19 protein-coding genes are annotated in these 20331 nt (G+C 41.6%); 5 read left to right on the top strand and 14 right to left on the bottom strand.

Annotated features, from left to right (window positions below; genetic code table 11):
* Positions 1-96 precede the first annotated feature (96 nt).
* The 3 genes from accD to tamL are packed head-to-tail and all read right to left on the bottom strand — an operon-like array spanning position 97 to position 4690.
* On the bottom strand, positions 97-957 hold the full coding sequence (gene accD, locus J0654_RS14585) for an acetyl-CoA carboxylase, carboxyltransferase subunit beta (protein ID WP_207029847.1): 861 nt from the start codon (positions 955-957) through the stop codon (positions 97-99).
* Positions 958-984: 27 nt separating this feature from the next.
* On the bottom strand, positions 985-2052 hold the full coding sequence (gene fbaA / locus J0654_RS14580; RefSeq protein ID WP_207029846.1) for a class II fructose-bisphosphate aldolase: 1068 nt from the start codon (positions 2050-2052) through the stop codon (positions 985-987).
* A gap of 52 nt (positions 2053-2104) precedes the next feature.
* A complete protein-coding gene (gene tamL / locus J0654_RS14575; protein WP_207029994.1) occupies positions 2105-4690 on the bottom strand; it encodes a translocation and assembly module lipoprotein TamL in 2586 nt (861 codons plus the stop codon).
* A gap of 24 nt (positions 4691-4714) precedes the next feature.
* Between tamL and J0654_RS14570 the strand changes: the two genes are divergently transcribed.
* Entirely contained in the window at positions 4715-5434 is a 720-nt protein-coding gene (locus J0654_RS14570) for a TrmH family RNA methyltransferase (RefSeq protein WP_207029995.1), read from the top strand.
* 1 nt (position 5435) lies between these two features.
* On the opposite strand, the gene porT is transcribed toward J0654_RS14570, so the two are convergent.
* Positions 5436-6134 carry a type IX secretion/gliding motility protein PorT/SprT gene (gene porT, locus J0654_RS14565; RefSeq protein WP_207029845.1) on the bottom strand — a complete coding sequence of 233 codons (699 nt, stop codon included), beginning with the start codon at positions 6132-6134 and terminating at the stop codon, positions 5436-5438.
* A gap of 4 nt (positions 6135-6138) precedes the next feature.
* Entirely contained in the window at positions 6139-6867 is a 729-nt protein-coding gene (gene ubiE, locus J0654_RS14560; protein ID WP_207029844.1) for a bifunctional demethylmenaquinone methyltransferase/2-methoxy-6-polyprenyl-1,4-benzoquinol methylase UbiE, read from the bottom strand.
* Positions 6868-7062: 195 nt separating this feature from the next.
* Here ubiE and trkA point away from each other — a divergent pair, with 195 nt between their 5' ends.
* The gene (gene trkA, locus J0654_RS14555) at positions 7063-8412 is read left to right on the top strand and encodes a Trk system potassium transporter TrkA (protein ID WP_207029843.1); all 1350 of its coding nucleotides are present in this window, start codon (positions 7063-7065) and stop codon (positions 8410-8412) included.
* Positions 8412-9902, top strand: a complete 1491-nt coding sequence (locus J0654_RS14550) for a TrkH family potassium uptake protein (protein ID WP_207029842.1) — start codon at positions 8412-8414, stop codon at positions 9900-9902. The genes trkA and J0654_RS14550 overlap by 1 nt, the downstream gene beginning before the upstream one ends.
* Before the next feature lie 84 nt (positions 9903-9986).
* Here the strand turns inward: J0654_RS14550 and J0654_RS14545 are convergent, their stop codons facing one another.
* Positions 9987-11171, bottom strand: a complete 1185-nt coding sequence (locus J0654_RS14545; protein ID WP_207029841.1) for a pyridoxal phosphate-dependent aminotransferase — start codon at positions 11169-11171, stop codon at positions 9987-9989.
* Positions 11172-11184: 13 nt separating this feature from the next.
* A complete protein-coding gene (locus J0654_RS14540) occupies positions 11185-12288 on the bottom strand; it encodes a fatty acid desaturase family protein (protein ID WP_207029840.1) in 1104 nt (367 codons plus the stop codon).
* A 113-nt stretch (positions 12289-12401) separates the two neighbouring features.
* Between J0654_RS14540 and rsmG the strand changes: the two genes are divergently transcribed.
* On the top strand, positions 12402-13037 hold the full coding sequence (gene rsmG / locus J0654_RS14535; RefSeq protein ID WP_207029839.1) for a 16S rRNA (guanine(527)-N(7))-methyltransferase RsmG: 636 nt from the start codon (positions 12402-12404) through the stop codon (positions 13035-13037).
* A 1-nt stretch (position 13038) separates the two neighbouring features.
* On the opposite strand, the gene J0654_RS18380 is transcribed toward rsmG, so the two are convergent.
* From J0654_RS18380 to J0654_RS14505, 7 genes are all read right to left on the bottom strand, one after another.
* On the bottom strand, positions 13039-13161 hold the full coding sequence (locus tag J0654_RS18380) for a hypothetical protein (protein WP_262896931.1): 123 nt from the start codon (positions 13159-13161) through the stop codon (positions 13039-13041).
* A gap of 51 nt (positions 13162-13212) precedes the next feature.
* Positions 13213-13374, bottom strand: coding sequence for a hypothetical protein (locus J0654_RS14530; protein ID WP_207029838.1), 162 nt, complete (start codon positions 13372-13374; stop codon positions 13213-13215).
* On the bottom strand, positions 13371-14135 hold the full coding sequence (locus J0654_RS14525) for a creatininase family protein (RefSeq protein ID WP_207029837.1): 765 nt from the start codon (positions 14133-14135) through the stop codon (positions 13371-13373). The genes J0654_RS14530 and J0654_RS14525 overlap by 4 nt, the downstream gene beginning before the upstream one ends.
* 73 nt (positions 14136-14208) lie before the next feature.
* Positions 14209-15837, bottom strand: a complete 1629-nt coding sequence (pruA, locus tag J0654_RS14520; protein ID WP_207029836.1) for an L-glutamate gamma-semialdehyde dehydrogenase — start codon at positions 15835-15837, stop codon at positions 14209-14211.
* 71 nt (positions 15838-15908) lie between these two features.
* A complete protein-coding gene (gene apaG / locus J0654_RS14515) occupies positions 15909-16295 on the bottom strand; it encodes a Co2+/Mg2+ efflux protein ApaG (RefSeq protein WP_207029835.1) in 387 nt (128 codons plus the stop codon).
* A 5-nt stretch (positions 16296-16300) separates the two neighbouring features.
* Entirely contained in the window at positions 16301-17551 is a 1251-nt protein-coding gene (locus J0654_RS14510; RefSeq protein WP_207029834.1) for a DUF3667 domain-containing protein, read from the bottom strand.
* Positions 17552-17582: 31 nt separating this feature from the next.
* Positions 17583-18830 carry a type IX secretion system plug protein gene (locus J0654_RS14505; protein WP_207029833.1) on the bottom strand — a complete coding sequence of 416 codons (1248 nt, stop codon included), beginning with the start codon at positions 18828-18830 and terminating at the stop codon, positions 17583-17585.
* A 148-nt stretch (positions 18831-18978) separates the two neighbouring features.
* Between J0654_RS14505 and J0654_RS14500 the strand changes: the two genes are divergently transcribed.
* On the top strand, positions 18979-20331 hold the full coding sequence (locus J0654_RS14500) for a Na(+)-translocating NADH-quinone reductase subunit A (protein WP_207029832.1): 1353 nt from the start codon (positions 18979-18981) through the stop codon (positions 20329-20331).

Genomic DNA, 20331 nt, shown 5'->3' with positions numbered 1-20331 from the left:
GAAATTAATGTGCTTATTAAATAAACATTTAAGCCAGTTCAATCCATGGATTCAGATAGATAAAACAAAAAAGCCCCAAATATACAGGGGCTTTTATTAATTTCTTACAGGTTGATTGGTGATCAAATCTATATATAGATTGATTTTTTTCTTCAAATCCCTACGATGGGTGATGAAATCCAAGAAACCATGTTCCTTAAGGAACTCGGATGTTTGGAAACCTTCAGGAAGATCTTTTCCTGTTGTGTCTTTTACAACTCTAGGACCCGCAAACCCGATCAATGCGCCCGGCTCAGCTATGTTGATGTCTCCCAACATGGCGTACGAGGCTGTTGTTCCTCCCGTGGTGGGGTCCGTACACAACGAAATGTAAGGTATTTTCGCATCTGCCAATTGGGCCAATTTCGCAGAGGTTTTTGCTAGCTGCATCAACGATAGGGCAGCCTCCATCATACGTGCTCCACCTGATTTGGAAATCATGACAAATGGAATCTTCTTCCTTTTGGCCACATCGATAGCGCGCGATATTTTTTCACCTACCACACTTCCCATGGAACCTCCGATAAAGGCAAAATCCATACAGGCAACCACAATGTCCTTCCCTTGTGATTTGCCAACGGCAGTCCTCACGGCATCTTTTAATCCTGTTTTTTTCTGGGCTGCTTTTAAACGGTCTGAATATTTTTTGGTGTCCTCGAACTTTAGGGGATCTTTGGAAGTCATTTTTGTGTCAAGTTCACGGAACTTGTTATCATCAAAAAGAATCTCAAAATATTCTTTGCTACCGATGCGAACGTGATAATCATCTTCTGGACTTACATAGAAGTTTTTGGCCAGATCTTCGGCCTCAACAATTTTGCCAGTAGGAGATTTATACCATAATCCCTTGGGGGTATCTTTTTTCTCCTCAGTAGCTGTTTGTATTCCTTTTTCCTTTCTTTTAAACCAAGACGACATGCAATCAATATTTAGTTAGACAAAGGCTTACAAAGTATTAACGTTGTTCAAATCCTCGAAGGCTTTTTTCAAACGAGCGATGAAAGTTTTTTCACCTTCTCTGAGCCAAACTCGTGGATCGTAGAATTTTTTGTTGGGTTGGTCGTCACCATCAGGGTTTCCAATCTGTGTTTGAAGGTAATCGGCCTTGCCTTGGATGTAATCCCTAACACCTTCCAAGAAGGCATACTGCAAATCGGTATCGATGTTCATTTTGATTACCCCGTAACCAATGGCTTCTCTAATTTCCTCCAAAGTGGAACCGGAACCTCCGTGGAATACAAAATCGATATGATTGTGTTCAACTCCGTATTTTTCGGTGATAAACTCTTGAGAGTTTTTAAGGATTTTTGGAGTCAATTTTACGTTACCAGGTTTGTAAACCCCGTGTACGTTACCAAACGCCGCGGCGATGGTGAATTTTGGGCTTACTTTAGAAAGTTCTTCGTAAGCAAAGGCCACTTCTTCTGGCTGAGTGTACAATTTGGAATCATCAACATCGGTGTTGTCCACACCGTCTTCTTCACCTCCTGTGATTCCCAATTCAATCTCCAAAGTCATGTCCATTTTGCTCATGCGCTCTAGGTATCCTTTGCAGATTTCAATGTTTTCTTCGATCGGCTCTTCGGAAAGGTCGATCATGTGGGAACTGAACAGAGATTTCCCTGTTTCTTTGTAGTGCTCTTCACTGGCATCCAATAGCCCATCGATCCAAGGCAATAATTTTTTAGCGCAATGGTCTGTATGAAGGATTACGGTTGCACCATAGGCCTCAGCCAATTGGTGAACGTGCTTTGCACCGGCAACAGCTCCAAGAATTGCAGCTTTTTGGCCATCGTTTGAAAGTCCTTTACCTGCATTGAACTGTGCTCCTCCATTCGAAAATTGAATAATTACAGGAGAATTCAATGTGGCGGCGGTTTCCATTACGGCGTTGATACTGTCCGAACCGATTACGTTTACCGCCGGAAGCGCGTATCCATTTTCTTTGGCATGATTGAAAATTGCTTGTACTTCATCACCGGTTGCAACACCGGGCTTTATATTGTGGGACATAGTTATATTGGTTTCGAGTTAAATAGGAGACAAAAGTAATAAAATATTTGCTCTAGAAAGGATAATTGATCCCTATGTTGAAGACGGCTCTTTTGAAGTTGTAACCATCGAACCACCGATCTGATCCAACTTTAGCGGGATTATAGGTCTTGAAGCCTACATCCAACCTAAAAACGAAATAGGTGAAATCGTACCGTAGCCCAACCCCGGTGCCCAATGCAATATCCTTTAACGATGAAAAACCGCTAAAGATGGCTTCTGGGTTGGTTTCATTGTCGAACACGTTCCAGATATTGCCGGCATCTGCAAAAAGAGCCCCTTTTACATCCCCTGCAATCGGGAATCGGTATTCGAGGTTTAGGGACAGTTTTAAATTGGCTTCGTTAAAATCATTGACATTATCGGTTCTACCGGGCCCCAGTTCGTAAGCATTCCAAGCACGGTTGTCATTGGACCCCCCGGCAAAATAACTGCGAACAAAAGGTATATTGTCGGAATTGCCATATGGAATGGCCAAGCCCGAGAAACTTCTGAAGGCAATAACTTGGGAGCCCCCGATTTCCCAATGCCTGATATAATCGAATTCGGTTTTCACATATTGGGAATAGGGAACACCGAAAACTAGATTCTGCCCATCGGGGTTTTTGTTAAAAGGTAAAATATTGTTGATAACGGAGAGCATGCCCCCAGCGCTTTCCAGTTTTATACGATACTGATAAAAATCCAGATCGTTTATCCCTGATTTGCTGTTTTTGGTATGTGTATAGTTGGTCGCAAAGATCAGGTTGTTCTCAGTAAGTCTTCTTCGCCTTTCCTCAATACTGTTTACTTGGTCAAATTGCGCTTCACTTACCTGTATGGAGCCGTTCAGAACAGCACGGGCAAAATCATTGGCTCCGGTTGGAATATCTAGTTGCGGGTCTTCACCTTCGTCTTGTATGGGTTCAAAATAGGATGCGTATTGGGGGTCGTCCTGGAACTCATCAGCTATATTGTCCAAATTGGAAAAAGTGTTTCGGTATACGTTGTAAAAATTATCAGGGTTCACGTTTCGAACATACTCCACATTCACTAATTCAATATTATTTTTAAGGCGGTCGGAGGGGGACCAGTTGTAGGATAGTATGGAATTAAGGGATTGTTTGTCCAAACCAATGTTTCGTTGAAAATTGGTACCGGCCGATAACCTACTTTGTGGTAACATATAGTAAGGAATTATCCTTTCGGTGTTGAACGGCAACCATATTCTAGGAAACGTAATGTTGATATCTCCACCAAGCTCAGAGGTAAAGGTTTCATTGGACAGGGAGGCATCACTCAACAATCCAATGGATCCCCTGGCACTTACATTCAGTGTCTCCGCACCTCCAAATACATTTCGTGTAATTACCGAAGCACTGAAGGCAGTACCTACTTGCTGAATGTTGGAGTGGGTTACATCAAAATTGAGGTTAAGCGAATATTTGGGTTTTGCCGCCAAATAAATATTTGTTTCCAATCCTGTCTGTGTGGAGTCGGGGGTAAAATCAATATTGGGGTATTTAAAGGTGTTCAGGTTGGTGATCTGCCTGTAGGTACGTATCCTGTCCAAATCCCTATAAACACTATCTTTTTCAAAGAAAATGGCATCGGCAAGAGCTTTGGGTTTGTACCTGAGTTTGTTGTTATAATAAATATTGTAGTTTTCATATTCCACCTTTTGTAAGGTGTCGGTGGCACCGTTGATGTTGTAATCGGCATAAATATTGATTTTTTTGTGCCGAGCTACCTTGTATGGGGTACCGGTGTCCGTAGTGTCGCTTGTACTCCTGAACTTTTTGATATTTAATTGGACATCCATCAAATTATCGTTGCTAGCAACCGTTGTGTCCCTCAATATATCGTAGTTGATGGAGCTTTCCTGAAAATTATAAACCCCAGAATTCCTGAAAAGTGTGGTCAAGCGTTCGCGTTCCAAGGTAAATTTCTCCAAATCGAACTGTTCTCCTTTTTTTACAAGACTTTGTCTGGAAGCTTTTTTATAGATCGAATCCAATTCCGGAGAGGTGATATTTTTTTGGATCGTATCTATGATATATGGTTTGTTTAGGGTTATGTTATATTCAATCTTGGCCCTTTTCTTTTTGCCATCTATGATTTGGTAGGAGCCTGTATTGTTAAAGTAACCCTTTGTATTATAGTAAGCTTTTAGATTATTTATGGATTCATTGGTTTCGGCCGTATCGATTATTACTGGAGGCTCACCGATTCTTTTTAAAAATTCGCTGTATCCTTTTACCAGGAACGACTCGCTCAGTCTGTTGACCTGCTTTTCGGAAAGTAGGTTATTGAGTCGTTTTTCCCTTTTTTCTTTTCGGTGCAACCAATCTTGAAAAGATGAATCGGGGTTTTCCTTGGCAAGGTTGTAAAGGTTTAACTTTAATGGGTAGCCCAAAACGCTGCTGTTGGGTTTTTGGGTGATAAGTCCCTTGATTTCGCTGTCGCCAACTTTTTCATTGTTGACCAAAATGGAGTTTTTAGTGAGCAATAATTCATCCTCCCCAACTTTTTTTAAGGTATTGCAACCCGAAATGCTTAGCAAAAGCAACAATAATCCTATTTTTGCCCAGTTGCACATTAGACCTAAAGAACCCCTCATAGACGCCAAAAATACACGATTTTGATGGTTACAAAAAACCAAATTAAACTAGTTGTTAGCCTAAAGCAAAAAAAGTACCGATCTCAACACGGACTCTTCGTGGTCGAAGGAGAAAAGGTGGTGAATGAATTGTTATTGGCGGGAGTTAAACCATTTCAGGTTTTTGTGGATGATCCTGGGTCTATGGGAAAATTCAAAGAAGCTTTATTGGTGTCCAAAAAGGAGTTGAAACAAATGAGTAGCCTAACACATCCCAATGGTGTGTTGGGTGTTTTTTATATGATTGAACCCCATAGTGGTGCTGCCAATGACTGGGTGGTAGCTTTGGATGCGGTCCGGGATCCCGGCAATTTGGGAACCATCATTCGACTTTGTGATTGGTTTGGGATAAAACAACTCATTTGCTCAACGGATACCGTGGATTGTTATAATCCCAAAGTCCTGCAGGCCACAATGGGGTCCATAGCCAGGGTCCAGATTTCTTATGTTGATTTGAAGGAATTCCTGAACAAGGCAAGTCTTTCTGTATATGGAGCTTATATGGATGGTGAATCGGTTCACAGCAAGGATTTTCCAGATAAGGGCATATTGATAATGGGCAACGAAGCCAATGGGATTTCTAAAGAAGTGGGGGCATTTATTACGGAAAAAATTTCCATTCCCCAATATGGAGGTTCAACGACCGAAAGTCTTAATGTGGCTACTGCCACAGCTATTCTACTTAACGAAATACGAAGAGGGTAGTTTATTCAAAAGTAAAATTGATGAAGATGCCTCTGGTTCGCATCGCATTGATGTTTCCAGTCCAAGGGCTGTTGGGGTCGGCATCCGGAACCAATTCATCCGTAAGGGCAAAAACACCGCGTATTGATGGTGTGAACTTGAAGTATTCTGTATAAAAATCAATTCCGAATCCCAGTTCGTAGCCGTAAACATTTTGTTTCATCCTAAATTGTCCACTGCTATTGTCATCCAAGCTGTCTTCTTGGCTACCTAGATTAATAGATGTGTAGACCCCTCCAACAATAAAAGGTTTCCAGTTTCCAATTCTACGTGTGCTGGCTTTGATCAATAGTGGAAAGCGGATATAGGTTGAACGGACCTCCCGAATAGCTTCTGCTTCGGAAGTGAAACCTGGAAAGCCCAAAGTTCTCGAAGTGTACAGCAAGCCGGGCTCAAAACGGGCATCCAAAAACTCATTGATTCTGAGTTCACCGATCAAACCCACATTAAAGCCAAAACTTTTATCCACCAAAATGTCTCTGCCAATATCTTCTTTGTATTCAAATTGAAAATCATACTGGTTAAATCCGAGATAATATCCCCAGTTCAAAAATTTCTTGTCCTCGTTTTGAAGATTTAGAATGGGTTCTCCACCAAACTGGGCGTTTGCGAAGTTGTTCGACAATACAATCAGTCCAAAAAGGATAAGGAGATTTTTCATTAATCTATTTTGAAGCGACATAAATGGATGCTACACCCATGGTCTGTGGTTTGTTCTCTACACCTATAAACCCAATTTTCTTCAAAATATTGTTGAAAGCCTCCCCATGGGGGAAAACTGATGCCGATTCACTTAAATAGGTATAGGCGGACCTGTCCTTTGAAAACAGTTTTCCAATGGTCGGCATTATATGCTTGGTGTAGATTTTATAGCCTTGTTTAAAAGGGGTTTTGGTGGGAACAGAGGTTTCAAGCACCACAAAATGACCTCCCGGTTTCAAGACCCTATAGATTTCTTCCAGACCTTTTTCCAGATTCTCAAAATTACGAACGCCAAAGGCAACGGTAATGGCATCAAAAGAATTCTCCTCAAATGGGAGGTTTTCGCTGTCCCCAACAACCATTTCTATGGTGCTTTGCAAGTTTTTGTTAGATACTTTTTTCTTGCCCACTTCAAGCATACCAGGGGATAGGTCGAGCCCCACTATTTTTTCGGCCCCTGTTTTTATCATGGCAATGGCGAGGTCGCCAGTGCCCGTAGCTATATCCAAAATGGAATTCGGGGACTTGTCCTTTAAAAAAGCTACAATGCGCTTACGCCATTTAACATCGGTTCCAAAGGAAATCACGCGGTTGAGGCCATCATAATTTCCAGAAATAGTATCGAACATCTGTTTTACCTGTTCTTTCTTCCCGAGTTCGGATTCTTTGTAGGGCGTTACCTTTTTCGACATCGCTTTAATTTGCTGGCAAATATACAACTTAGGTAAAGGGATGTAGACAAAAATATTTGTGTAATTTTGGCCTCTAAGAGGATTTATTTCCTCTATTTGGTTAAAAGTATGTAGTTTACATATGGCATACCTATTCTTAGTATCATTTGTAGCGTGCAAATTGAAATTATTTAAGAACACATCCTATTCTAATCAATGAGAATCATAATTGCAGGTGCTGGTGAAGTTGGATTTCATTTGGCAAAATTACTGTCTTACGAAGCTCAGGATATCACTTTGATCGATACCGACAAGGAAAGACTGTCCTATGCAGATAACCATTTGGATATCCGGGTGCTCCGCGGCGATGCTACATCCATTCAGGTGTTACAGGATGCCCAAGTGGCCGGTTCCGATCTTGTAATCGGGGTTACCGCTTCGGAAACAACCAATTTAACCCTATGTGTTCTTGCCAAACAATTGGGATGTAAACGTACCATGGCCCGAATTTCCAATACAGAGTTTATGGACAATCGGGAGCTTATAAAGTTTGACGAGTTGGGTATTGATGAGCTTATTTCCCCTGAACGCCTGGCAGCTATGGAAATACAGTTGATGCTTAATCAATCGGCCTTTAATGACACCTATCAATTTGAAGAAGGACTGTTGACCATGTTCGGTGTAATCCTGCCCAAGACCGCACCTTTTGTGGGAAAGATGGTAAAAGAGGCCGCGAGAATATTTCCGGAACTAAACTTTATGCCCATCGCGTTACAGCGCACGGGAACTCAATTTACCTTGATTCCCAGAGGAGATACCGTATTTAAAGAAGGTGATCAGGTATACTTCATTACTTCCGACAAAGGGGTCGAAGAACTTTACAAGCTTTCCGGTATGCAAAAGCAGGACATCAAAAATGTGATGATCCTAGGAGGAAGTAAGGTCGGGTACAAAACAGCCCGAGACCTTTGCAATAAAAAGTTCAATGTAAAACTTATTGAAAAGAACAAGGAAAAGGCTTTCGATATTGCCGATGAACTGCCACATGCGCTTGTCATAAATGGAGATGGTAGAAACGTGGAGCTTTTGGATGAGGAAAATTTGGAGTCCATGGACGCTTTTATCGCGGTAACAGGGAACTCCGAGACCAACATCATGTCCTGTTTGGTCGCAAAAAACAAAAAAATCAAAAAGACCATCGCCTTGGTGGAGAATATGGACTATTTCCAATTGTCACATTCCATCGGGGTGGATACCCTGATCAATAAAAAACTCCTTGCAGCAAATAGCATATTCAGGTACATCCGCAAAGGGGAGGTTCTTGCCCTTACCCGATTGAACAATTTGAATGCCGAGATTTTGGAATTTGAGGTAAAAGCATCCTCATTGGTGAACGGAGAGATCATACGTGAACTGAACTTTCCAAGAGAGGCAAGTATTGGTGGGGTTATCCGAAATGGAGAGGGGATTATTGCCCTTGGTGATTTTAGGATTGCCGAAGGGGATAAGGTAGTGGTCTGCTGTTTGCCCAAAGCCATTCCACGGATTGAAAAGCTATTCCTATAATGAAGCTGAATACCAGAATCATCATCCACATCATGGGGCTTCTATTGCTTTGCAATGGGTCTTTCATGCTTTTGGCGGCACTTGCCAGCGGTATTTATAAAGATGGTGCCACAATGGATATTATGTTGGCTGCCATTGTGACCATGCTTTTTGGTATGATGGCCATGTTCTACACCAGAGGGCATAAAAAGGAGGTCAAAAAGAAAGAGGGGTATATCGTAGTTACCTTCGGATGGATCGTCATGTCCATTTCTGGAATGTTGCCCTACCTTTTTTCAGGTGCAATTCCCTCGATCACAGATGCTTTTTTCGAAACCATGTCAGGTTATACCACTACTGGAGCTTCGATTTTAGACGATATTGAGTCGCTTCCCGAGGGGGTGCTGCTCTGGAGAAGCCTAACCCACTGGATTGGTGGTATGGGAATCATTGTGCTGGCTATAGCTATTTTACCTCTTTTGGGGATTGGGGGCATGCAGTTGTTTGCTGCCGAGGCACCAGGTCCGGGCGGGGATAAACTGCATCCTAGGATTACGGATACCGCGAAAAGACTGTGGCTCATCTATTTTGGATATACCGTTCTGGAAACCTTATTGTTGAAGTTTGCGGGCATGTCGCTTTTTGATGCCATCAATCATGCATTGGCCACCATGTCAACAGGAGGGTTCTCCACAAAGAATGCAAGTCTGGCCTTTTGGAACGATCAACCTTTGATCCAATATATCATCATTCTTTTCATGTTTTTGGCCGGAAGTAATTTCGTGCTCAGTTATTTTGCCTTGACAGGGCGGGTAAAACGTGTTTTTAAAGATGAAGAGTTTAAATATTACTTTGGGTTTATAGCGGTATTTGCCATTATTGCAGCCTTAGGAGTGTATTTTAGGGCGGATGTACCTATGTCAGATTTTCATCCAATGGTATTGGGCGAGGCGGAAAGTGCCTTTCGGCATACTTTATTTCAGGTCATAGCAGTAGTAACTACAACAGGCTTTGTTTCTGCGGATTTTACCTCTTGGACACCATTTTTAACCGTTTTCTTTTTTGGTTTGATGTTCCTCGGAGGTTCAGCTGGTTCAACGGCGGGAGGAATCAAGGTCATGCGCCACCTGTTGATTATCAAAAATGGTATTCTGGAATTTAAAAGAACACTGCATCCCAACGCTGTAATACCCGTTCGCTACAATCAAAAAACAGTAACTGAGCATATTGTTTATAATGTAGTGGCCTTTTTTGTGCTGTACATGTTGCTCTTTATTATTGGCTCCTTGGTGTTGGGATTTTTGGGCTTGGATTTTGTGTCTGCAGTAGGAGGGGCTGCCTCGTCTTTGGGAAATGTTGGTCCGGCCTTAGGCAGTTTGAACCCTGTCAGCAATTACAACAGCCTTCCTGATGCAGGAAAGTGGTGGTGTAGCTTTTTGATGCTCTTGGGACGTTTGGAACTCTTTACCGTACTGATTGTACTAACTCCTTATTTCTGGAGAAAGACGTAAAAAAAACCTCCTGAAGTTAACTCCAAGAGGTTTTTATATGAATAAGAGATGCTGAAAATAAATTCAGCATGACCTGTTTATAAATTAAAGAACGGCCTTTATTCTTGAAATGGCTTCTTTCAAATCTTTTTCTGATGCTGCGTAGGATATACGGATACAATTTGGATTTCCAAATGCTTCGCCTGTAACTGTGGCAACATTGGCATGCTCCAATAAGTAAAGAGAAAAATCGGATGCATTGTTGATGGTAACGCCGTTCAATGTTTTTCCAAAGAATGCCGAGATATCGGGGAATACATAAAATGCACCTTCTGGTACGTTCAGGTTAAACCCTTCTATTTCTCCCAAAAGTCCTAGAACGAGGTCTCTTCTTTCGTGGAACTTATCGATCATGAACTTGATTTTGCTCACAGGAGCCTCCAAAGCAGTGATAACGGCACGTTGTGCAATGGCATTGGCGCCACTGGTAACCTGGCCCTGTAATTTGGTACATCCTTTGGCGATCCATTCAGGGGCGCCGATGTAACCGATACGCCATCCCGTCATGGCGAAAGCTTTTGATACTCCGTTTACGGTGATGGTTCTATCGTACATGCCATCAATACCAGCTATACTAACATGTCCGCCTGCAAAATTGATGTGCTCGTAAATTTCATCCGAAACCACATAAATATCGGGGTGTTTTTTAAGTACTTCAGCCAAACCTTCCAATTCTTCCTTGCTGTATACCGATCCACTGGGGTTGCAAGGAGAACTGAACCAAAGCATTTTGGTTTTTGGCGTAATGGCCGCTTCCAATTGCTCGGGTGTCATTTTAAAATCTGTGTCGATTTGAGTAAGAACCTCCACGGGAACGCCTTCGGCCAGTTTTACGATGTCGCTATAGCTTACCCAATAAGGTGCGGGAAGGATGACTTCATCACCAGGGTTAAGAACTACCATGGCCACATTGAAGAGCGATTGTTTCGCTCCAGTGGAAACCACGATCTGGTTTAATCCATAATCAAGATTGTTGTCTCTTTTAAACTTGTTGGAGATGGCAGTTTTTAAATCTGCATACCCATCAACAGGAGTATAGCTGCTATAATTATCGTCAATGGCCTGCTTAGCGGACTCTTTGATGAAATCAGGAATGTTGAAATCGGGTTCCCCCAAGCTCAAACCGATAATATCCTTTCCTTCATTTCTTAATTCCCGTGCTTTGGCGGCCATGGCCAGGGTTGCTGACGTGGACATATTCTTGATCCTGTCAGATAGATGGTTGCTCATTGGTACTTCTTTTTTACTGATACTGAAGCGCTGGTTTTTTGCCCAGCTCCTTTAAGTGTTTGAAGTGCGAAATTATAGCTTTTCTGGTAGTTTTATACTCGTGATAAGGTAAATTGAACTCCTGAGCAGTCTGTTTCACAATTTTCGAAATATTTGTGTAATGAATGTGACTGATGTTAGGGAAAATATGGTGTTCTACCTGATGATTCAATCCGCCGGTAAACCAGTTTACAATTCGGTTTTTGGTACCAAAATTCACTGTAGTAAACAATTGGTGGATGGCCCAGGTGTTCTTCATGTTCCCTTCTTCGTCAGGTAATGGTGTTTCGGCATGGTCCACAATGTGTGCCAATTGAAATACCACACTTAGGATTACCCCAGCCACATAGTGCATGATAAAGAAACCAAGAAGCACTTGCCACCAAGCAATATCAACAAAAATTAAGGGCAGTACAATCCAAATGGTCAAATAAATGATTTTGGTTATGACCAAGGTACTCCAATTGATTACTCGGTTCGGTAGTTTTCCGTAGCTCAATTTTCTTTTCATGTAACGGTACATCTGTTGGAAATCCGTTGTAATGGCCCAATTGAAAGTCAATAGACCGTATAGGAAAATGGAATAGTAATGTTGGAACTTATGATGTTTTCTCCACTCTGCATGCTTGGAGAATCTTAAGATTCTTCCAGCTTCCATGTCTTCATCGTGCTCGTGAATGTTAGTATAGGTGTGGTGCAGTACATTGTGCTGGACTTGCCAGTTGTAAACATTTCCAGCCAAGATATAGATGCTGCTTCCCATAAGCTTGTTCACCCATTTTTTGTTGGAGTATGCACCATGGTTCCCGTCGTGCATCACGTTCATACCCACTCCGGCCATTCCTACGCCCATGGTAATGGAAAGTAGCAAGTAGCCCCAAAAAGGCAAATTAAGGGTTAAGATTAAAAAGTAAGGGGTCAAAAAAATGGCAAACATCACAATGGTTTTTAAGTGAAGTTTCCAGTTCCCGGTCTTCTTAAGGTTGTTTTCTTTAAAGTATTCGTTTACTCTCTTGTTCAGTGTTCTGAAAAATTGTGCGGAATCTCTTCTTGAAAACCGGACGGTATTCTTATTCATAAAAAAAGTTTTTACAAAGATAACTAAAATGCTTCTTCAGAGTTACCAAGGTTTTGTTAGAACGGTGTTAAGGTCGTCAAAAGTATTAGCTTTGTAAAAATAATGTTTGTAACATGAAAGCCGAACTTATCTATAAATATTTTACGACGCTCAACGAAGAACAAAAGGCACAGTTTGAAAAGTTGGAAGTGTTGTACAAAGACTGGAACCAAAAAATCAATGTGGTTTCCAGAAAGGATATCGATGAGTTGTATCTACGCCATGTTCTTCATTCTCTGGGTATTGCACAAATACAAGTATTCAATGAAGGTTCGGAAATTTTGGATGTTGGAACCGGCGGAGGTTTTCCGGGCATTCCATTGGCCATCTTGTTTCCAAACGTAAAATTTACCCTTGTAGATGCCATCGGAAAAAAAATAAAAGTGGTGAATGAGGTGGTCGAAGGTTTGGGGCTACAAAATGTGGAGACCCATCACTCCCGTGTTGAAGATATTCCCGGGCAGTTCGATTTTATTGTAAGCCGTGCTGTTGCTGCAATGCCCACATTTGTACATTGGACAAAGGGAAAAATCAAAAAAGAATCTGCCCATCAGCGTAAAAACGGCATACTCTACCTAAAAGGAGGGGATCTTACGGAAGAACTGAAAGGTTACGAAACCGTCCAGGTATTTGATTTAAACGAGTATTTTGAGGAGGATTTCTTCGAGACAAAAAAAGTAGTGTATTTGCCCCAGAAGTATAAGGGTTAAATTATATACTGTACATGCGCTTATAGACCAATCTACACTTTCTGGCGTAGTCCTTGGCAAATTTCCATAATTGCTGATATTTTTTAATCATCAATCTCCACCATGCATTGATTCGTGCTGTCATAACTAATGGATTTAACATAGTAAATATAATTATATTACATTTAGTTTACAATTAGTTAACGTTAAATTTACATATAAATTGTGGGGAGATTGCCTTTTTAGTTGTTTTATGTTTGATTAACTTGTTGTTCTTGTTGTTCTTGTTGTTCTTGTTGTTCTTGTTGTTCTTGTTGTTCTTGTTGTTCTTGTTGTTCTTGTTGCGCTTAGGGTTCATTTGTATAGTTCGTCCATGTCCGCTTCGGCAATATCTATAAAGAGTTGTCCCATTTTGGCACAGACCAAATTAAAAAATACCTCGCCCTTTTCCTTGGTGGCTTTTCTTGGATCGCCAACTCCTGTGTCTTCCGTTATTTTGGACCAAGGTCGCTCGGTCCAGGCCCATCCTTCGGAAAAAGCTTTGATTTTGTTTTTAAATTCTTTGCCCTCGCCCCAATCCTGTGTGGGCAATACCAATTCGGGGGTCAAATGCAGAATTAGACTGGTTTCCATCTCACCGGCATGGTCACCTGGAAAATCAAAAACACCCGATTCACTACCTAATGTAAACCAATTGGTAACGCAGAGGAACATCTCAGGGAAAAGCAATCCAAGTTCTCTTACTATGGCCTTCCAGTTGTTCCCACCATGACTGTTCAGGATCATAAACTTTTTGATGCCTTGACGGTCCAATACGGTAATCAGGTCCTTTAATATGGCAAATTGGGTGCTCGGATTCAGGTTCATGTCCATATATATGTCCGATTGTCCTGTGTTGACTCCAAAGGGAATCGTTGGCAGTACTACAACTTTGCCCCCTTGTTCCCAGGCGATCCTGGCCGATTCCTCTGCAATGGACGTTCCTTCAATAACATCGGTAGCATAAGGTAAATGGTAATTGTGGGCCTCGGTCGCGCCCCAGGGCAAAATGGCCAGGTCAAAAGATTCGTCCTTCAGATGTTTCCAGTTGGTCTCGGCTAAAATATAGGGTCTGGGCATGTTTAAAAAAGTTAGATTAATAAAAAAAGCCGTCATTATTAGATGACGGCCTTTAAAATAGGTGATTTTGGGTTTATCCCAAAAATGAATATCTATAATCTTCAGGTGTTACAAAAGTTTCCTTGATCAATCTTGGCGATACCCAACGCAATAGGTTTTGCATGGAGCCTGCCTTGTCGTTGGTTCCAGAGGCTCTTGCCCCACCAAAAGGCTGTTGCCCTACAACGGCTCCTGTTGGCTTATCGTTGATGTAGAAGTTACCAGCAGAATTTTGCAATGCTTTTGTCGCTTCATCAATCGCGTAGCGATCTGCGGAAAGCACAGCTCCGGTAAGCCCGTATTCGGATGTTCCATCCACTAACTTTAAGGTTTCACTCCAATCTTTGTCCTCGTATACATAAATGGTAACCACGGGGCCAAAGAGTTCGGTGTACATGGTCTCATACTTTGGATTAGTGGTCAAAATTACGGTAGGCTCTATAAAATATCCTTTGGATTTATCGTAATTACCTCCGGCGATCACTTCAGCGTCATCATCTGATTTTGCCTGGTCAATATACTTGGCCAACTTGTCAAAAGCGCCTTCATGAATCACAGCCGTGATAAAATTGCTCATATCCTCAGGAGAACCTGGCTTATTAAAAGAGGCAATGTCCTTCTTGACCAATTCCAAAATTTCATCAGCTGTTGATTTTGGTAGGTACACCCTGGATGCTGCACTACATTTTTGGCCTTGGAACTCAAAAGCACCTCGGCTTATGGCAGTGGCCACTTGTTGCGGTTTAGCCGTCGGGTGCGCAATAATGAAGTCCTTGCCCCCGGTTTCACCTACAATTCGTGGATATGTTTTGTAGTTATGGATGTTGTTTCCTATTTGTTTCCAAAGGTTCTTAAATACATTGGTAGAACCGGTAAAGTGTATACCGGAGAAATCAGGGCTGGCCAATATGGTGTCCGAAATCATAACGGGATCTCCATAAACCACATTGATGACACCATCGGGAAGACCAGCTTCCTTAAATACGTCCACAATAACTTTTGCTGAATAGACTTGGCTATCGCTTGGTTTCCATACCACCACGTTGCCCATCATAGCGGCACTGGCAGGAAGGTTTCCTGCAATGGCGGTAAAGTTGAAAGGGGTAATGGCGTATACAAAACCTTCTAGCGGACGATATTCCACGCGGTTCCATACTCCTTCGGAGGATTCTGGCTGCTCGCCATAAATTTGGGACATATACTCGACGTTGAAACGCAAAAAGTCCACAATCTCACAGGCTGAATCAATCTCGGCCTGATAAATATTTTTGGATTGGGCGATCATGGTGGCAGCGTTCATTTTTGCACGGTATGGCCCGGCAATAAGTTCAGCAGCTTTCAAGAAAATGGCCGCGCGTTGCTCCCAAGTTAAGTTGGCCCAGGCATCCCTTGCCTCCAAACAATTGGAAATGGCTTTTTCCACATGTTTTTTTTCCGCCAAATGATAGTGTCCAACAATATGTTTGTGGTCATGTGGGGGAGACATGGGCTTGGTGTTGCCGGTCTTTATCTCTTCGCTTCCGATGTAAAGTGGTACATCCACTTTATCGTTATAAAACGCTTTGTATTGTTTTAGTACTTCTTCTCGTTCTGGGGAACCCGGAGCATAGCTCAAAACAGGCTCGTTGTATGCGGTCGGAACTTGAAAAAATCCTTTTCCCATAGAAATATTTTTAAAGATTAACAATTCTATCAAAGGTAGTGAAACCTACAAGGAATATAAAATGATGTGGCTTAGTTTATGGCGAAGGGTGCCATAAACTTGAATGTTGGAATTTCCACCTTAAATTCCTCTGCATTGGTGAAGTTGACCATATTGTAATGTCCGCGCATGGCACCGACTGGCGAAGCCAACAAGCAACCCGAACTGTAGGTATGGGATTTGCCGGGCTTTATCACAGGTTTGCGGCCAATTACGCCTTCTCCGTCAACGGTTTCCATCTCTTTGAGGGCGTCGAACACATCCCAGTGCCTTGCAGTAAGTTGTACGGTATCCTTGCTTTGGTTCTCTATGGTTATGGTGTAGCCGAACGCATAGTGCACTTTGTAGTTTTTAAAGAAAGTACCTTCAAAAGAGGTGCTCACCGATACTTTAATTCCTTTTGTTACCTGTGTAAACATATCCATTAATAGGTAAAGACACTTCCCGTAAACGTTACTATGATCGTGAGAAATGCCAGGATCATAAAAATTGTGTTCAGAAAGATGTATTTCATAATTGTTTTAAACCTTCCCTGTCCATAAAATTTTCGCATCGCCTTATATAGGTAGAAGCCAAATATGAGCAAGAAAATCCCCGCGCTGCTCGTGTCGAATATTGCATCCACCGTTAAGCTAAGGATGAGCAATATAAATAAGAGTGACTGATTGTGAAAGCTAAAAATAAGATGATCGGTGTAGGTATAGTTATTTCTGATGTAAACCAGTGAAATGAACACTGTGAACACTGGCAAAAAGAAAAATATGACGAAGGGGAGCTTGGATATGGTATCGTTGAGCCACGTGCCAGGTTGGCTCATTACCTTCCAGACACTGTTGGAAAAATTGAAAGCCATTTTATTGGTCGTGGTCCCTTCAATATTATACTTGGCTTGGGCTTGTTCAAAGTTGTATAAGGTGTCTTTTTTAATGTACGTCCCAAAAAATTGAGCTTTTTTTGAAAATGCACCCATGCCCGATTCCTTTTCAATACTCTTATAATACCCCACGGGGTCGGCATTTATAAAAGAATCTTTTTGTTTTTTCTTTTCATTTGCCCCCTCCATCAATACGCCCAGGGAATCCAGATATTTTAATTGTGATGACATTTCGGAGTCATCATTTTTAATGGAATCGAACTTTTGGAAGCCTGCCAAAATATCGGGATTCACCTTTTTTAACGAATCCCACTTTTTCATGGCGTTTTTAGATTGTTCTTTCAGGGCTACACTATCCACCTCCAAATTGCCAGAGCCTAGGTCAAAGCCAATGGGACCGTTGTATATGGTGCCGTTGAAATTTTTGGCTGCCTCATCCAAATTGGAAAAACGGTTGTTGTAAGTGAACATTAAAAAGTATAAAAAGGCCAAGCTCAATAAAAACCGAAACGGGTTGGTGTAGGTTATTCTTTTTCCGTTCACATAATCCTTGGTGATTCTTCCCGGCCTTAACAGTAATGCGTATAATGTTTTTAGCAGTTTGGAGTCGTAATTGATAAGACTGGAGAAAAACTCATCAAAAAAATCTCTTAGTGTTAGTTTCTTGGTGCTATTGGCTTGGGAGCAATTAGGGCAGTATTTGTCACTAATGTCCAAAGGGTGGCCACAGTTTAGACATTTTACGCCTCTAAACTTGAGCTCGTAGCGACCTTTGGTAATCAAACCATCTTTTTTCCCCATACCTTTTTTCAGGATTTAGGTCTAAAGATAATTAATTGCTGATATTTCTGGAGTTAACGGAGCCTATACCTATTATACTGTCGTACATGTCCCCGAAATCCCTGTAGTAGACCAGAATCAAATAGTTGTTTTCGGTAAAGTGGAAGTTTCCGCTCACAAGATTGGGCTCGATGGTCCTATCTTCCTTTTGTACAATATATTTATAATTATAGAAACCTTGTTTGATCATTAGGGTCGTTTCGAATTTTCCGGTTTCTTCATTAAAGATCATTTTGTTTTCTTCTTCCAATGCGTAGTTGTTGAACTTGCCAATAACATATACATTGTCCAGGCCGATCATATTGGAATATGGGAGGCTAAAATGGACTTTGGAATATTCTGCCTCTCTGGATACATCTTCTCCTTGGAGGGTCCTTACCACAAAATCCCCATTAATGTCCGGGAAATATGTGTAGGCTTTGTCGTACCTGTATTCACTGGTAAATAGGTAGTGGTGGTACACATCTCTCATTTCTATATTCGCTATGGCAAACGTAGGTGAGCGAAGGTCCTTGGTGTCAAAGTTCAGGTATTCGTTTCCTCCAAAAAAACTGGTTTCTTCATTGTATTTGTACACGAGTTCCCTTCCAATGGTGAATTGAGGTTTGATGTTGTAAAGCGCTGTAGGCCATTGATGATTTTGGATAATGGCCACTTTAACTTCTTTTTTAGGGTTGACTACGTTAAAGCCGGCCGTATTTATATTGAACTGAACAACCTGTTTGGTGTTTATAAAATTGAAGTCACGAGATCTTTTTACGGTGCCGGCAACGGAAACTGCATCCCTGAATACAACAAACCTTCTGGAGAATTGAAGGTCACCATAACTATTGTAAATTTCCAGGATGTAGTTGCCCGTAACTTTTAGTTTAACATTTTCGTTCGGAATTGATAATCTGTAATTGGAGTAGGGCTGCAGGGTGGTGTAGCTGTTTTCGTAATCTATTATTCTCTGGTTGTCCGCTCCCGATAGGTATTGGGATTTTAGTAGTTGGGAAGGGGTCCAGTCGTAATCGCAATGGATAATTTTATAGTAGTAATCCTGTTCGTTGGCAGTTAGGTCATCAAACTCCAGGGTCATTGATTCCCCAAGTTGCACTACGGGAAATTGGTCTTCAGTTGGACCTTTAAAAACCACTGTTTTTATATTATTGGGAGGGTTTACTTCTTGCAAAACCTGTCCAAAAGATGAGGTGGCAACGAAACTTAATGAGAGCAGAATGTAGGTAAAGCGCGTCAATAGTATAAATTTAAGGTAAAGGTAAACAAAAAGTATGCCTATTGAATTAAGCTCGCCATAATCCCAATTTTATGGTTAATTATTATGAAAACAATCCTTTTAGTGCTATTTTTGCGTCCGATTTTGATAACAAAAGGTCTACAACAATATGTCTAAAGACATCCGGATTAGAAAGGGGTTGAACATCAACCTCGTAGGGGCTGCAGAGCAGACTATTTCCAAAGCCGTTACCAGTAACGTGTATGCCCTGAACCTAGATGATTTCCACGGAATCACTCCAAAAATGTTGATAAAACAAGGGGAAGAGGTAAAAGCGGGCGAAGCTCTCTTTTATAACAAGAACAATGAGGCTATGCACTTTGTTTCTCCTGTGAGTGGCGAACTTGTCGAAATTGTTAGGGGGGCAAGAAGAAAAATTTTAACGTTAAAGATCCTTGCGGATAAAGAACAAGATTACGCAATAAATAAGGTGCCGGATTTGGATACGGCAGATGGAGAAGCCATTAAATCCTACCTCTTGCAGTGTGGTGGATGGCCTTTCATCAAGCAAAGACCTTATGATGTGATCGCTGACCCAAATGCAACCCCAAAAGCTATTTTTATTTCGGGCTATGCTACAGCACCTTTGGCAGCAGACCCTGACTTTATTTTAAAGGATAAGGAGCAGGAGATTCAAGCGGCTGTAATCGCATTGGGTAAAATGACACCCGGTAAAATCCATGTGACAATCGAGAAATCGAGTATGTCTCCGCTTAGGGACCTTAAGGGGGTTGAGCTTCACAGGATATCTGGTCCGCATCCAGCCGGTTTGGTGGGCACCCAGATCAACAAGATCGATCCTGTAAATAAGGGTGAAGTGGTATGGACCTTGTCTCCACAGGACCTTGTAATGTTGGGTGAGCTGTTGTTGACAGGTAAGTTCAATGCAGAAAGAATTGTTGCATTGGCCGGTTCGGTGATAAAGGATCCAAAGTATTACAAGACCAAAATCGGTGCCGAAATCTCTACTTTTTTGTATGCAAGTGGCGTAAAAGTGGATAGGTTTAGATTAATCAATGGAGATGTGCTTACTGGGACCAAGACGAACACTGAAGGACATCTTGGTTTTTATAACAATACGGTTACTGCCATTCCAGAGGGCGACGATTATGAGTTCTTCGGATGGAACAAACCTGTATTCAATAAAATTTCAACAACCAGGGCATTGACGTTTTCTTGGTTGCAGCCTAAAAAGAAATACGACCTCGATACCAATACCAATGGTGAACATAGAGCATTTGTGGTAACCGGTCAATACGAAGAGGTTTTTCCAATGGATATTTACCCGCTTCAATTGTTGAAGGCATGTATGGTAAAAGATTTGGATGAAATGGAGCAATTGGGTCTTTATGAAGTGGCTCCCGAGGATTTCTCATTGACAGAATTCATATGCATATCAAAACAACCACACCAACAAATAATCAGGGAAGGATTGGATTTGTTGCAAAAAGAACTTGGATAA

Source organism: Flagellimonas profundi, assembly GCF_017313275.1.
Lineage (GTDB): Bacteria > Bacteroidota > Bacteroidia > Flavobacteriales > Flavobacteriaceae > Flagellimonas > Flagellimonas profundi.
The sequence above is the reverse complement of the archived record's forward strand: the minus strand, read 5'-3'. Positions and strand labels throughout refer to the sequence as shown.

Excerpts from the sequence above, each read along its gene's own strand:
- porT (WP_207029845.1), bottom strand. The coding sequence starts at position 6,134 with ATGAAAAATCTCCTTATCCTTTTTGGACTGATTGTATTGTCGAACAAC.
- J0654_RS14500 (WP_207029832.1), top strand. The coding sequence starts at position 18,979 with ATGTCTAAAGACATCCGGATTAGAAAGGGGTTGAACATCAACCTCGTA.
- accD (WP_207029847.1), bottom strand. The coding sequence starts at position 957 with ATGTCGTCTTGGTTTAAAAGAAAGGAAAAAGGAATACAAACAGCTACT.
- apaG (WP_207029835.1), bottom strand. The coding sequence starts at position 16,295 with ATGTTTACACAGGTAACAAAAGGAATTAAAGTATCGGTGAGCACCTCT.
- J0654_RS14525 (WP_207029837.1), bottom strand. The coding sequence starts at position 14,135 with ATGCCCAGACCCTATATTTTAGCCGAGACCAACTGGAAACATCTGAAG.
- J0654_RS14510 (WP_207029834.1), bottom strand. The coding sequence starts at position 17,551 with ATGGGGAAAAAAGATGGTTTGATTACCAAAGGTCGCTACGAGCTCAAG.
- J0654_RS14570 (WP_207029995.1), top strand. The coding sequence starts at position 4,715 with ATGGTTACAAAAAACCAAATTAAACTAGTTGTTAGCCTAAAGCAAAAA.
- ubiE (WP_207029844.1), bottom strand. The coding sequence starts at position 6,867 with ATGTCGAAAAAGGTAACGCCCTACAAAGAATCCGAACTCGGGAAGAAA.
- J0654_RS14545 (WP_207029841.1), bottom strand. The coding sequence starts at position 11,171 with ATGAGCAACCATCTATCTGACAGGATCAAGAATATGTCCACGTCAGCA.
- J0654_RS14550 (WP_207029842.1), top strand. The coding sequence starts at position 8,412 with ATGAAGCTGAATACCAGAATCATCATCCACATCATGGGGCTTCTATTG.
- fbaA (WP_207029846.1), bottom strand. The coding sequence starts at position 2,052 with ATGTCCCACAATATAAAGCCCGGTGTTGCAACCGGTGATGAAGTACAA.
- rsmG (WP_207029839.1), top strand. The coding sequence starts at position 12,402 with ATGAAAGCCGAACTTATCTATAAATATTTTACGACGCTCAACGAAGAA.
- tamL (WP_207029994.1), bottom strand. The coding sequence starts at position 4,690 with ATGAGGGGTTCTTTAGGTCTAATGTGCAACTGGGCAAAAATAGGATTA.
- pruA (WP_207029836.1), bottom strand. The coding sequence starts at position 15,837 with ATGGGAAAAGGATTTTTTCAAGTTCCGACCGCATACAACGAGCCTGTT.
- J0654_RS18380 (WP_262896931.1), bottom strand. The coding sequence starts at position 13,161 with ATGACAGCACGAATCAATGCATGGTGGAGATTGATGATTAAAAAATAT.
- J0654_RS14530 (WP_207029838.1), bottom strand. The coding sequence starts at position 13,374 with ATGAACCCTAAGCGCAACAAGAACAACAAGAACAACAAGAACAACAAG.
- J0654_RS14540 (WP_207029840.1), bottom strand. The coding sequence starts at position 12,288 with ATGAATAAGAATACCGTCCGGTTTTCAAGAAGAGATTCCGCACAATTT.
- trkA (WP_207029843.1), top strand. The coding sequence starts at position 7,063 with ATGAGAATCATAATTGCAGGTGCTGGTGAAGTTGGATTTCATTTGGCA.